Raw genomic sequence first — 12,412 nt, 5'->3', positions numbered from 1 at the left:
ATGGAACCGGGGATTTACTTCGATATCAGCAACGAAGACTACCACGCCGGCGACGGCGTGAGTAAGTCACAACTCGATATGCTGGCAAAGTCTCCTGCGCTTTTACAGTGGGTAAAAGCCGCACCGGAAGACGAAGAGAAAAAGTCAGCGCTTGATATGGGAACCGCTCTGCACTGTTTGCTACTGGAGCCCGAAGAATTCAGCAAGAGATTCATCATCGCGCCAGCTTTCAATCGCCGCACGAACCAGGGCAAAGCGGATGAAGAGGCTTTTTTAAAAGAGGTAGCCGACAGTGGCGCAACGGTAATGACCGCCGAAGAGGGGCGAAAACTGCAACTTATGCGCGAAAGTGCAATGGCCCATCCGGTAGCACGCTGGTTACTGGAGTCACACGGGCATTGTGAGGTTTCGATGTACTGGAACGACACCGAAACGGGCGAACTCTGCCGGATCCGTCCTGACAAGTGGCTGCCAGACCATCGAATTATCATCGATGTGAAAAAAGTCGCCGATATGGATCGTTTCGCAAGGCACGTTGACGAATTCCGTTACCACGTTCAGGACGCGATGTATCGCGAAGGGGCGCTACACGCAACGGGTGAACAACATAGTTTTGTCTTCCTCGCAGTGAGCGAAAGCATCGACTGCGGGCGCTATCCGGTAAGGGTGTTCGAACTGGATCCGCACGATGCAGCCGCCGGTAGCGCGTTATTCAGGCGTGACCTGAACACCTACCATCATTGCCGCCAGTCAGATGAATGGAACGGCATAGAAACACTAAAACGTCCGGACTGGGCGCGAAAGCAGGACAAAGAACTCATGAATGACGAAGGACAGAATACCCAAAGCCGTGTACTCGATGACTTCGAAGTAATTTCTACACCTCTCGAACTCCCGATTTGCGATCTACTGGAACGCGTCCCGTTGTTAACCCCCGAGCAATTAGCGGAGGTGTATAGCCAGGTAGAGCGCATCGAAATCTTTTGCACGGCCATCCGCGAAAAGGTAGGCAGTGATCTGGCCGCCGGTCTCACGGTGCCGGGTTATAAACTGGTCACAGCATCAGAAGGCGACCAGAAATGGTGTGATCAAGACGCTGCGGAAGAGCTGCTGAAGTCTTTCAGACTGAAGCAAGACCAGATGTACAACCAGACGGTGATTAGCCCTTCACAGGCGGAGGCGCTATTGAAAGAAGACAGCCCACGCCGCTGGACGAAAGTCGAAGCGCTGATAACCCGCTCTGATGGTATGCCCGCCATCGCGCCTGAATCCGACCCGCGCCCCGCCCTCAACGTTAACCCTGTAAACGATTTCGAGGACGTTTCTGATGAAACGTTCGCTGACGACCTCATTTGATTTAAGGAACAACACCATGAAATTGAAACTCAATAACGTACGTCTGGCCTTCCCTGCTCTGTTCGAAGCGAAAACTGTGAACGGTGAAGGCGATCCGCGCTTCTCGGCTGTTTTCCTGATGGACCCTAAGCACCCACAACTCGAAGAAGTTCGCAAAACGCTTAAACAGGTGGCGAAAGAGAAATGGGGCGAGAAGTGGGAAACCATCTACGGCCAGCTGGAGAAAAAGCTCAATCTCTGCCTGCACGATGGCGACGAGAAAGCCGAGTATGAGGGCTTTCCGGGTAATTTCTTCCTGAACGCAGCGAACAAAGCCCGCCCTACCGTTATCGACCGCGACCGTACCGCGCTGGTACAGGCCGACGGCCGCCCGTATGCCGGCTGCTACGTTAACGCCGTGGTGGATATCTGGGCGCAGGATAACAACTTTGGTAAGCGCATCAACGCATCGCTAAGCGGCGTCCAGTTCCTGCGCGACGGTGACGCGTTCGCGGGCGGTGGTGTGGCAGCGCCGGACGACTTCGACGATATCAGCGAAGGTGCCGACGCTGGCGAGCTGATTTAACCCGTCCACTGAAATTCCCCTTATCACCCGGCCATGTGCCGGGTGTTTTGCAAAGAGCATCCCTTTTCGCAAAGCACCCGCGAGGAATATCTATGTCTGAAACCATTCTCTGGGGCGACCTGGAAACCTATTGCGAAATCCCCATCAACAACGGTACCCACGCTTATGCCGAGGGCGTCGAAGTAATGCTGTTCGCCTGGGCTATCGGTGACGAACCGGTTAGCGTCTGGGATTTGACAGCTGGCGAACCTATCCCCAGCAGACTGCGCAAGGCTATTGCCGACCCTAACACCATTCTGTTTTTCCACAATTCGCACTTTGACCGCACGGTGCTACGCCATGCAATGCCGGAGTTAGCGCCGCCAGTTGAGCGCTGGCGCGACACAATGGTGCAGGCGCTGGCGCACAGTCTCCCCGGCGCACTGGGGGCACTCTGCGAAGTGCTGGGCGTTCCGCAGGATAAGGCGAAGGATAAAGAAGGCAAATCGCTGATCCAGCTCTTCTGTAAGCCCCGCCCGAAGAACAGCAAGCTGCGCCGCGCAACCAGCAAAACGCACCCGGTGGAGTGGCAGCGGTTTGTTGCCTACGCCGGGCTGGATATCGAGGCAATGCGCGAAGTCTATAAACGGTTGCCGAAGTGGAACTATCAGGGCACCGAGCTGGCACTGTGGCATCGAGACCAACGTATCAACGACCGCGGCGTATGCATGGATGTACAGCTCGCACAGGCCGCTATCGAAGCGGTAGACCTTGAACAGAAGCGACTGGCAAAGCGTACGCAGGTGATGACCGACGGCGAAGTGCAGGCGGCCACACAGCGCGACGCGATGATTAAGCACATTGTCGAATCATACGGCGTCGAGTTGCCGGACATGCAACGCAGCACGCTGGAACGCCGAATCGCTGACCCTGATCTGCCGTCGCCAGTGAAAGAGCTGCTGGCTATCCGCCTGCAGGCCAGCACCACGAGCACCAGTAAGTACAAATCGCTGATGAAGGGCATCAGTAGCGACGGGCGTCTGCGCGGTACGCTGCAATTCTGCGGTGCATCGCGTACCGGGCGCTGGGCCGGGCGGTTGTTCCAGCCCCAGAACCTGCCCCGCCCGACGCTCGAGCAGGAACACATCGATGAAGGCATCGAAGCGCTTAAATCAGGTTGTGCCGATCTGCTTTTCGATAATGTCATGGAGCTGACCAGCTCGGCGCTGCGCGGTTGCATTATGGCGCCGGCGGGTAAAAAGCTGGTCGTATCTGACCTGTCGAACATCGAAGGCCGTATGCTGGCCTGGCTTGCCGGTGAGCAGTGGAAGCTGGCAGCTTTCCGGCAGTATGACGAAGGCACCGGCCCCGACCTCTACAAACTGGCTTACGCCAAAGCGTTCAACATCACCCCGGAAGATGTGACCAAATACCAGCGCCAGATCGGCAAGGTGATGGAACTGGGCCTCGGCTTCGGTGGCGGCGTCGCGGCGTTTCTGACCTTCGCGCTGGTCTATGGCCTCGATCTCGAGGAGCTGGCAACCGCCGCGCTGCCGAATATTCCGCGCGATGTTCAGCGTGAAGCTAAGAGCTGGTATGACGAATCGGTGAAACGTAAAGCGACGTACGGGCTATCGGAGCGCGTCTTCATCGCTTGCGATTCGCTTAAACGCCTGTGGCGCCGGGCGCACCCGGAAACCTGCGATTTCTGGTACCAGCTCGAGCGTACCGTCCGCGCCGCAATTGTCACCCCTAAGAAAACGCTTTATTGCGGCTATCTGAAAGTGCGCCGCGATGGCGCCTGGCTGCGTATCCAGTTGCCGTCCGGACGCGCACTCTGCTACCCGTCGCCGACGATCGAGAAGGGAAACATCACCTATATGGGGATTAACTCATACTCGCGGAAATGGCAACGGCTCAAAACCTACGGCGGAAAGCTGGTCGAAAACGTCACACAGGCCGCCGCCCGCGACGTTCTGGCCGGTAACATGCCGCTGATCGAGAACGCCGGATACAGCATTGTACTCACCGTGCACGATGAAGTTATTTGCGAAGCGCCGGACACCGACGACTACACCGACGCTGCGCTCTCTTCCCTGCTCTCCACTAACCCCGAATGGGCGCCCGATATCCCGCTGAACGCCGGCGGCTTTGAGGCGTATCACTACCGTAAGGATTAATCGTTATGGCATTCAAATACAGAGACAGTCCGCTGTATTACCGGTCTGCGCGCGAAGCCGTGCAGCTGGAGCAGGCGGGAGAATTTGACCGCGCGGCGAAGGTCTGGGCGAAAGCCAACCGGGAATCGCGCAACGAACTAAATCAGGAATGGAGCGAACGGCGGAATGACTTCTGCCTGATGCAGAACATGCGCGAACGGCGCAAGGCGGTGGAAGATGAGCTATCGAGGTAAGGTTTTGCTGCTACTGCTGGCAACACTCACGTGTTTCTGGACGCTGCTCGCCTGGGCCATTGCGGAGGTTTTGTAATGGCCTACGAACGCGAGAGCATTATAGAAAAACACCTCGCCGCTGCGGTGAAAGCCGCCGGCGGGATTGCCTATAAGTTCGTATCCCCTGGGCGCCGTTCGGTCCCCGATCGCATCGTTCTGCTGCCCGGCGGCCGTATCGTTTTTGTGGAGTGCAAAGCACCCGGCAAAGCACCACGCGCCGACCAGCTGCGCGAGCACGAAAGGCTGCGCGCGCTGGGCTTTAACGTGGTTGTGCTGGATAGCAAAGATCTGGAGGGAATATTGTGAAATTCGATACCCGCGAGGCGTGGCTTCATGCAGCTACGCAGGAAATGGCGCCAGCGTTCAAGGAATACGGCGCACCACTTCCGCCAAAAATAAGGATCGCTATTGGCTTCCCGTCTGCTGGTTTGCGCGGGCGGGCAATTGGCGAGTGCTGGAGTAAGGAGTGTTCCGAGGATGAGCATTTCGAAATCTTCATCCGACCGGATTACAGCGACCACGAAAATTTCACCATGCAGGTGCTGGCAACACTGGCGCATGAACTTATCCACGCTGCGCTCGGCATTGAGGAAGGCCACGGCCCTAACTTCAAACGCGTGTACAAAGCAATCGGCCTCGCCGGTCGCGCAACCGCAACGTATGCGGGACCTGAATTTATCGAGGCGATGCGCCCGGTTATCGCCAAAATCGGCGAAATCCCTCACGGCGTAATGAAATCAGATCGTGGCGTGTCCACGCGCAAGAAAAAGCAAAAGAACCGATATCACAAATGCGCTTGCCCCGAATGTGGCTACACCGTACGCGCTGCAAAAAAGTGGCTCGAGCTGGGGCCGCCCTGCTGCCCCTTCCACGGAGAAATGATAACCGATGGTGACCTCTAAGCTATTCACCCCCCGCCCATACCAAGACCTCATAATCAATCACGAAATCGATATCGAGCGCTGCAATATCTGGGCGGGTATGGGTATGGGTAAAACCGTGGCGACGCTGACTGCGCTGGAAGATCTCTTCATGTGCGGCGCAGAGACACAGCCCGCGCTGGTACTGGCGCCGCTGCGCGTGGCGGCCAGCACATGGCCTGATGAAGCTGTGAAATGGGGCCACCTGCGCAATATCGAAGTGCAGCCAATTGTCGGTACCGCCAAAGCGCGCGCAGCGGCGCTGGCAAACAGCAACGCCAGCGTGTTCACCATCAACTACGACAATCTGGTGTGGCTGGCCGAAGAACTCGGCGGCCGGTGGCCTTTCGCTACTGTCATTCCTGACGAAAGCACCCGGCTTAAGTCTTTCCGGCTGCGCGGCGGTGGTAAACGCGCGGCTGCACTCGGCAAAGTGGCGCATAAGCATGTGCGCCGCTGGATGAACCTCACCGGCACGCCGGCGCCGAATGGCCTGGTGGATTTGTGGGGTCAGGCGTGGTTTGTCGACCAGGGCCAACGCCTCGGGCGCACGTACGGCGCGTTCACCTCCCGCTGGTTTAACTCGATACAATTCCCCGGCCAGAGCTGGACAAAGCTGGAGCCGTTCGCGCATTCGCAGGACGAGATCCAACGCGCGCTGGCTGACGTCACTATCTCGCTTGATGCCGCCGACTGGTTCGATATCGAAGAGCCAATCCATAACGTTATTCGCGTGGATATGCCACCAAAGGCGCGCCAGCAGTATCGCGAGATGGAAAAAGAAATGTTCCTCGAGCTGAACGGTGAAGGCATCGAAGCGCCTAACGCGGCCGCCAAAACCGTTAAGTGTCTGCAAATCGCCAGTGGCGCGGTCTACACCGACGACGACGGGAGCTGGTCAGAACTTCACGACGCGAAGCTGCAGGCGCTGGACAGCATACTCACTGAAGCAGCTGGCGCGCCGGTACTGGTTGCCTACCACTGGAAACACGACCTCGAGCGGTTGCTTAAAGCATTCCCCCGTGGCCGCCATCTTGACCAGGATCCGCAGACGCTGCGCGACTGGAACGCCGGAAAAATACCGGTTCTGTTCGCCCACCCTGCCAGCGCCGGCCACGGACTGAACATGCAGGACGGCGGCAACATACTGGTGTTTTTCTCGCACTGGTGGGATCTGGAGCAGTACCAGCAAATTATCGAACGCATCGGGCCAACCCGGCAGATTCAGGCCGGACACAACCGCCCGGTATTCATACACCACATTATCGCCGCCGGCACTATGGATGAAATGGTGATGGAACGGCGCAATTCAAAACGAACAGTGCAGGACATCCTGCTCGATGCCATGAAAAAGAGAGGCCAGTAGGCCGTAGGAGGTGGTTTGTGGCCAGCATTGAAATGATAACCGAAAAAGAAGTGATGCAGATGATGCGCATTTCATCGCGTATGACCATATGGAAATATACCGAGCGTTACAATTTTCCAAAACCGATACGCACCCACCCCAAACAATACCTGCTGTCGGAGGTGGAAGCGTGGATCTTAAACGGCGGTATCAACCCGAAATCTTCTTGATATGCCAGAATATCTTTTCTGCGTACAGCTCGTAGGCGTCTTTCTGTTCTGCTATCCAGTCATGCTTATTGTACACAGTCAGGACGCCGCCAAGCTCATGCCCCAGCATCTTCTCGATAACATGCGGGGCAACCCCCTCTTCAGAAAGGCGAGTTGCCAGCGTGCGACGAAAGTCATGTGCGGTAAATTCGCCAATCCCCAGTGAAACCTCGATTCTTTTCAGGAAGCGATTAGCACCGGCGATAGACATAGGCTTAGTCAGATCAGGCCCAGGGAAAAGAATGTTTCCGTAGGTCATTTCTGCCTTTTTCAGCAAAGTATCCGCCGCGTCAAAAATCGGTCTCCTGACAACTTTTTTGGTCTTACTCCTTTCGGCTGGAAGCAGCCAGACCCCCTCTTCCCTGTTAAACTCACCCTTTACCGAATCCCGTATCTCGCTATTTCTTGCGCCATAAAGCATTAATAACTGATGCAACAACCGGTTCGACGTTGAACCACGGCTGCGCTCAATAGCCAGCCAGATTTTTGCAAGCTGGTTGTAGCTTAGCGTCACCTCACCGACTGAGGGCTTAACACCGATATCCTTAGGCTGCAGGAGCATCAGCTCAGGCGCGCTGACAAACTGCCTACGAACGCACCACCCTATCGCCGTTCGTAATTGAATCAGTAGCTGCCTGGCACGCCGAGGGTTAATACGCTCCTCTTCGGTGAACCGCTCCACCCATAACCGCACGGGGATATCTTCGACAGGAACCCCTGGGAAAACATCGCTCATATGTTTAATGACTGTCGATTTATAGAGCGCCTGCGTTTTTTCCCTCAACGAGATATCAACGTAGTTTTCCCTCCAGTAGTCCAGGCACTCTTTTACCGTGGGCTTGTTTTGGGCGCGTAGCCCGCCGGCCAGGATCCGGGGGTCAATCCCTTTATCAACTGCCTCGCGCAAATCGGCAACCTTGTTGCGAGCGTCTCTTAACGTTAAGGATGGGTAGCGTCCAAGCCCCAGACGATGCTGTTTGCCGTCCCAACGAAAACGGAACTGAAAGCTGATTACACCTTTAGGCGTTATGCGGATCCCAAGCCCGTCTGAATCAGTGATTTCAGCCGGGCCCGAATATGGTTTACCATAGAGAGAACGCAGTTTTGTGTCGCTAATTGCCATTCTGTATTTTGTACTCAGCTAAATGATGATTTATGTACTTATCCTGTACTCAATATCGCATGTACTGGCGTAATCGACAATGTTTAGCGGTGTACAAAAGTTATCAAATAATGGCAATAAAGACGTTAAAACAAACCAAAATCAAATACATATAACATCGAGCGCATACATCAGGTGACAGTAAAAAACGAAAGCATACAGAGCACATTCCTCTTCCACGACTACGAAACCTTCGGTACCAGCCCTTCGCTCGATAGGCCGGCGCAGTTCGCCGCCATCCGCACCGATGAAGACCTGAATATCATTGGCGAGCCGGAAGTATTTTACTGTAAACCCGCGGACGACTACCTGCCGCAGCCACAGGCGGTGATGATTACCGGTATTACGCCGCAGGAGGCGCTGGCCAAAGGCGGTAACGAAGCCGCTTTCGCCCACCGTATCAACGATCTGTTCACGGTGCCGAAAACCTGTATCGTCGGATACAATAATGTCCGTTTCGATGACGAAGTCAGCCGGAATATCTTTTATCGCAATTTTTATGATCCTTACGCCTGGAGTTGGCAACACGATAACTCGCGCTGGGATCTCCTCGACGTGATGCGCGCCTGCTATGCCCTGCGCCCGGAAGGGATCAACTGGCCGGAAAACGAAGACGGCCTGCCAAGCTTTCGTCTTGAGCACCTGACCGTCGCCAATGGCATTGAACACAGCAACGCTCACGACGCAATGGCCGATGTCTATGCCACTATCGCGATGGCGAAACTGGTGAAGACCCAACAGCCGCGTCTGTTTGATTATCTGTACAGTCATCGTAATAAGCGCAAGCTGGCGACGTTGATTGACATCCCACAAATGAAACCACTGGTCCATGTTTCCGGGATGTTCGGCGCCGCACGCGGCAATACCAGTCTGGTCGCGCCGTTGGCCTGGCATCCGGATAACCGCAATGCGGTCATTATGGTTGATCTGGCGGGCGATATGTCGCCTCTGTTGGAACTCGACGCTGATACCCTGCGCGAGCGTTTATATACCCCCAGAGCCGAACTTGGCGATTTACCCGCGGCGCCGATTAAGCTGGTGCATCTCAATAAATGCCCGGTGCTGGCGCAGGCCAATACGCTACGTCCGCAGGATGCCGACCGGCTGGGAATCAATATTCAGCGCTGCCGGGAGAATGCCGAGCTGCTGCGCGCTCATCCGCAGGTACGCGAGAAAGTGGTGGCGCTGTATGCCGAAGCCGAGCCATTCACGCCATCCGATAACGTTGATGCCCAGCTTTATAATGGATTCTTTAGCGATGCCGATCGCACAGCGATGAAAATCGTCCTCGAGACCGAGCCTCGCAATCTACCGGCACTGGATATTACTTTCGCCGACCCGCGCATTGAGCGGCTGCTGTTTAATTACCGCGCGCGCAACTTCCCCGGCACACTTGATGAAAACGAGCAACAGCGCTGGTTAGAGCATCGCCGTAACGTGTTTACGCCGGAGTTTTTACAAGCCTATGCCGATGAGCTGCAGGTGATGTATCAACAGTATGCCGACGATAGTGAGAAACAGGCACTGTTGAAAGCGCTGTGGCAGTACGCGCAGAATATTGTTTGATTTGTGGGAAATCCCGGGTTGCGGCTAACGCCTTACCCGGGCAACCAACGGCGGCAGGATTCGTAGCCCGGGAACAACGCATCGCGTTGCGACCCGGGAACGATTCGTTAGCTTTTAGCGCGGCTGGCGATGATCTCATCCGCCACATTACGCGGCGCTTCCGCATAATGGTGGAACTCCATGCTGTAGATAGCCCGCCCCTGCGACATCGAACGCAGCGTGGTGGAATAGCCAAACATCTCGGCCAGCGGCACGTCAGCGCGAATAACCTGGCTGCCGAAACGCTCTTCCATCCCCTGCACCATCCCGCGACGGGAAGAGAGATCGCCCATGATATTCCCGGCGTACTCTTCCGGCGTCTCCACTTCGACGTGCATCACCGGTTCGAGGATCACCGGATCCGCTTTCCGCGCCCCCTCCTTGAAGCCGAAAATCGCCGCCATGCGGAACGCCATCTCAGATGAATCGACATCATGATACGAACCGAAAGTCAGAGTCGCTTTAACATCGACAACCGGATAACCCGCCAGCACTCCGGTCCCCATCGCTTCGCGTAGCCCCTTCTCCACGGAAGGGATATACTCGCGCGGCACCACCCCGCCTTTAGTCGCATCGTCAAACACGAAGCCGCTACCCGCCGCCAACGGTTCCAGGGTCAGCACCACGTGGCCGTACTGCCCTTTACCGCCGGACTGACGGACAAATTTACCTTCGACATCCTTCACCGTTTTGCGAATGGTTTCACGGTAGGTCACCTGCGGGCGGCCAATATTCGCTTCCACGCCAAATTCGCGTTTCATACGATCGACGATAATCTCCAGATGCAGTTCCCCCATCCCGGAAATAATTGTCTGCCCGGATTCTTCATCCGTATGCAGATGGAACGAGGGATCCTCGGAGGCCAGCCGCTGCAACGCGATACCCATTTTCTCCTGATCAGCCTTGGTCTTCGGCTCAATCGCCAGTGAAATCACCGGTTCCGGAAACTCCATACGTTCGAGGGTGATCACGGCATTTGGATCGCAAAGCGTATCGCCGGTAGTCACGTCCTTCAGGCCGACGCAGGCGGCAATATCGCCAGCATGCAGCTCGTCGACTTCATGGCGATCGTTGGCGTGCATCAACACGATGCGCCCTATACGTTCTTTTTTACCTTTCACCGGGTTAAATACCGCATCGCCTTTTTTCAATGTCCCGGAATAAACGCGGATAAAGGTGAGCTGACCAACATAGGGGTCAGTCATCAATTTGAACGCCAGCGCCGACAGCGGCTCATCGTCACTCGGATGACGTTCCGCCGGTTGGCCTTTGTCATCAATACCCTGAATCGCCGGAATATCCAGCGGCGACGGCATCAATTCAATGACCGCATCAAGCATCCGCTGCACGCCTTTATTTTTAAAGGCGCTGCCGCAGAGTACCGGTTGGATCTCACCGCTGACCGTGCGTTTACGCAGCCCGGCAACGATTTCTGCCTCGCTCAATTCACCGCTTTCGAGATATTTATCCATCAGTTCATCGCTGGCTTCCGCCGCGGCCGATACCATTTTCTCCCGCCACTGCTGGGCTATCGCCATTAGGTTATCGGGTACTGGCGTATAGCTGAAGGTCATGCCCTGCGTCGCATCATCCCACAGAATAGCTCGCATCTTAATCAGATCGACAACGCCCGTGAAATGTTCTTCGGCGCCAATGGGGATCACAATCGGTACCGGATTGGCCTTCAGGCGGTCGATCATCATCTGTACCACGCGGAAGAAATCGGCTCCCGGACGGTCCATTTTGTTGACGAAGGCCAGCCGGGGTACGTGATACTTGTTAGCCTGACGCCAGACGGTTTCCGACTGCGGCTGCACACCGCCGACCGAATCATAGACCATCACCGCGCCATCCAGCACGCGCATAGAACGTTCCACTTCGATGGTGAAGTCTACGTGCCCCGGGGTGTCGATAATATTGATGCGGTGCGGCTCAAAACTGCGGTCCATACCGGGCCAGAAACAACTTACCGCAGCGGAAGTAATGGTGATCCCGCGCTCCTGCTCCTGCGCCATCCAGTCGGTGGTTGCCGCGCCATCGTGTACTTCACCCAGCTTATGGCTCATTCCGGTATAAAACAGAATGCGCTCAGTGGTGGTGGTTTTACCGGCATCGATATGCGCGGAGATACCGATGTTGCGATAACGTTCGAGGGGGATGGGTCGGGGCATGATGCGTCCTTAGTCGTATTGACTGTCAGTTAGCGGCTAAATCTGCCGCGGTTAGGTTTACGGCATTCATATTAGTACAACTGTACGAGTATATTCGAACTATTTTTGCTATCATTACTATCGGTCTGGTTGCGACGGCACGCGTGGCGTAACAAAAGGAGTTTGGGTATATTAGCCGCCAGCCGCCGATACGGGCTGCTGTTCGCATGAACAGCACAACCGCCGACACAGGAATATTATGATCGCCAATCACCCCGAACGTGAACAAATCCGCCTTGAAAATGTCCTTTTTGCCCTCGGCAATCCTCTGCGACTGGAGATAATCCGCACGCTGGCTGACGGTAGCGAGCAGACCTGTAACGCGCTGCGTAAAGAAGATATCGCCAAATCCACGATGACCCACCACTGGCGAGTACTGCGCGATAGCGGCGTAATCTGGCAGCGCCCGCAGGGACGAGAAAACTTAATCTCGCTGCGCCGCGACGATTTAGATGCCCGCTTTCCGGGGTTGCTGGATACGCTGCTGAGCGTGATGCAGCAGGAGAAGTAAACCGTCCATTTCTGCCGTATCTGTCCGGGCTACCAGAT

General features: G+C 55.7%; 12 protein-coding genes and 1 pseudogene. 11 read left to right on the top strand and 2 right to left on the bottom strand.

What is annotated here, in order from left to right; genetic code table 11:
- The 9 genes and pseudogenes from PYR66_08235 (at position 1) to PYR66_08195 (ending at position 6,847) form a co-directional block, all read left to right on the top strand.
- Positions 1 to 819, top strand: a pseudogene (locus PYR66_08235) (PD-(D/E)XK nuclease-like domain-containing protein).
- Complete coding sequence (locus PYR66_08230) at positions 820 to 1,356, top strand: DUF2800 domain-containing protein (protein WEF30384.1); 537 nt, start codon at positions 820 to 822, stop codon at positions 1,354 to 1,356. It begins immediately after the preceding pseudogene.
- Between the two features lie 16 nt (positions 1,357 to 1,372).
- Complete coding sequence (locus PYR66_08225) at positions 1,373 to 1,921, top strand: DUF2815 family protein (protein ID WEF29684.1); 549 nt, start codon at positions 1,373 to 1,375, stop codon at positions 1,919 to 1,921.
- Positions 1,922 to 2,013: 92 nt separating this feature from the next.
- A complete protein-coding gene (locus tag PYR66_08220; GenBank protein WEF29683.1) occupies positions 2,014 to 4,080 on the top strand; it encodes a DNA polymerase in 2,067 nt (688 codons plus the stop codon).
- A gap of 5 nt (positions 4,081 to 4,085) precedes the next feature.
- A complete protein-coding gene (locus tag PYR66_08215) occupies positions 4,086 to 4,313 on the top strand; it encodes an ANR family transcriptional regulator (protein ID WEF29682.1) in 228 nt (75 codons plus the stop codon).
- Between the two features lie 75 nt (positions 4,314 to 4,388).
- Positions 4,389 to 4,658, top strand: a complete 270-nt coding sequence (locus tag PYR66_08210) for a VRR-NUC domain-containing protein (GenBank protein ID WEF29681.1) — start codon at positions 4,389 to 4,391, stop codon at positions 4,656 to 4,658.
- Positions 4,655 to 5,254, top strand: coding sequence for a SprT-like domain-containing protein (locus PYR66_08205; GenBank protein ID WEF29680.1), 600 nt, complete (start codon positions 4,655 to 4,657; stop codon positions 5,252 to 5,254). The genes PYR66_08210 and PYR66_08205 overlap by 4 nt, the downstream gene beginning before the upstream one ends.
- On the top strand, positions 5,241 to 6,638 hold the full coding sequence (locus PYR66_08200; GenBank protein ID WEF29679.1) for a DEAD/DEAH box helicase: 1,398 nt from the start codon (positions 5,241 to 5,243) through the stop codon (positions 6,636 to 6,638). Before PYR66_08205 ends, PYR66_08200 begins: the two co-directional genes overlap by 14 nt.
- Positions 6,639 to 6,670: 32 nt before the next feature.
- Positions 6,671 to 6,847: an AlpA family transcriptional regulator gene (locus PYR66_08195; GenBank protein ID WEF30383.1), complete on the top strand. Its 177-nt coding sequence runs from the start codon at positions 6,671 to 6,673 to the stop codon at positions 6,845 to 6,847.
- Here the strand turns inward: PYR66_08195 and PYR66_08190 are convergent.
- The gene (locus PYR66_08190; GenBank protein WEF29678.1) at positions 6,828 to 8,009 is read right to left on the bottom strand and encodes a tyrosine-type recombinase/integrase; all 1,182 of its coding nucleotides are present in this window, start codon (positions 8,007 to 8,009) and stop codon (positions 6,828 to 6,830) included. The genes PYR66_08195 and PYR66_08190 overlap by 20 nt on opposite strands.
- A 195-nt stretch (positions 8,010 to 8,204) precedes the next feature.
- On the opposite strand from PYR66_08190, the gene sbcB reads away from it, so the two are divergent.
- Positions 8,205 to 9,614 (top strand): exodeoxyribonuclease I, encoded by a 1,410-nt coding sequence (sbcB, locus tag PYR66_08185; protein WEF30382.1) that lies wholly within the window; start codon positions 8,205 to 8,207, stop codon positions 9,612 to 9,614.
- A 107-nt stretch (positions 9,615 to 9,721) separates the two neighbouring features.
- Here sbcB and fusA read toward each other — a convergent pair whose 3' ends face one another.
- Complete coding sequence (fusA, locus tag PYR66_08180) at positions 9,722 to 11,824, bottom strand: elongation factor G (protein ID WEF29677.1); 2,103 nt, start codon at positions 11,822 to 11,824, stop codon at positions 9,722 to 9,724.
- A 238-nt stretch (positions 11,825 to 12,062) separates the two neighbouring features.
- Between fusA and PYR66_08175 the strand changes: the two genes are divergently transcribed.
- Complete coding sequence (locus PYR66_08175; protein WEF29676.1) at positions 12,063 to 12,374, top strand: helix-turn-helix domain-containing protein; 312 nt, start codon at positions 12,063 to 12,065, stop codon at positions 12,372 to 12,374.
- The last annotated feature ends 38 nt before the right edge of the window (positions 12,375 to 12,412 follow it).

The organism is Klebsiella aerogenes, from assembly GCA_029027985.1.
Classification (GTDB): Bacteria; Pseudomonadota; Gammaproteobacteria; order Enterobacterales; family Enterobacteriaceae; genus Klebsiella; species Klebsiella aerogenes_A.
This window is presented reverse-complemented; position numbering and strand designations above follow the sequence as displayed.

What these genes read in the sequence shown, in the direction of transcription:
- PYR66_08230 (WEF30384.1), top strand. Translation starts at nt 820, where the DNA reads ATGAATGACGAAGGACAGAATACCCAAAGCCGTGTACTCGATGACTTC.
- PYR66_08225 (WEF29684.1), top strand. Translation starts at nt 1,373, where the DNA reads ATGAAATTGAAACTCAATAACGTACGTCTGGCCTTCCCTGCTCTGTTC.
- PYR66_08220 (WEF29683.1), top strand. Translation starts at nt 2,014, where the DNA reads ATGTCTGAAACCATTCTCTGGGGCGACCTGGAAACCTATTGCGAAATC.
- PYR66_08215 (WEF29682.1), top strand. Translation starts at nt 4,086, where the DNA reads ATGGCATTCAAATACAGAGACAGTCCGCTGTATTACCGGTCTGCGCGC.
- PYR66_08210 (WEF29681.1), top strand. Translation starts at nt 4,389, where the DNA reads ATGGCCTACGAACGCGAGAGCATTATAGAAAAACACCTCGCCGCTGCG.
- PYR66_08200 (WEF29679.1), top strand. Translation starts at nt 5,241, where the DNA reads ATGGTGACCTCTAAGCTATTCACCCCCCGCCCATACCAAGACCTCATA.
- PYR66_08195 (WEF30383.1), top strand. Translation starts at nt 6,671, where the DNA reads ATGATAACCGAAAAAGAAGTGATGCAGATGATGCGCATTTCATCGCGT.
- PYR66_08190 (WEF29678.1), bottom strand. Translation starts at nt 8,009, where the DNA reads ATGGCAATTAGCGACACAAAACTGCGTTCTCTCTATGGTAAACCATAT.
- fusA (WEF29677.1), bottom strand. Translation starts at nt 11,824, where the DNA reads ATGCCCCGACCCATCCCCCTCGAACGTTATCGCAACATCGGTATCTCC.
- PYR66_08175 (WEF29676.1), top strand. Translation starts at nt 12,063, where the DNA reads ATGATCGCCAATCACCCCGAACGTGAACAAATCCGCCTTGAAAATGTC.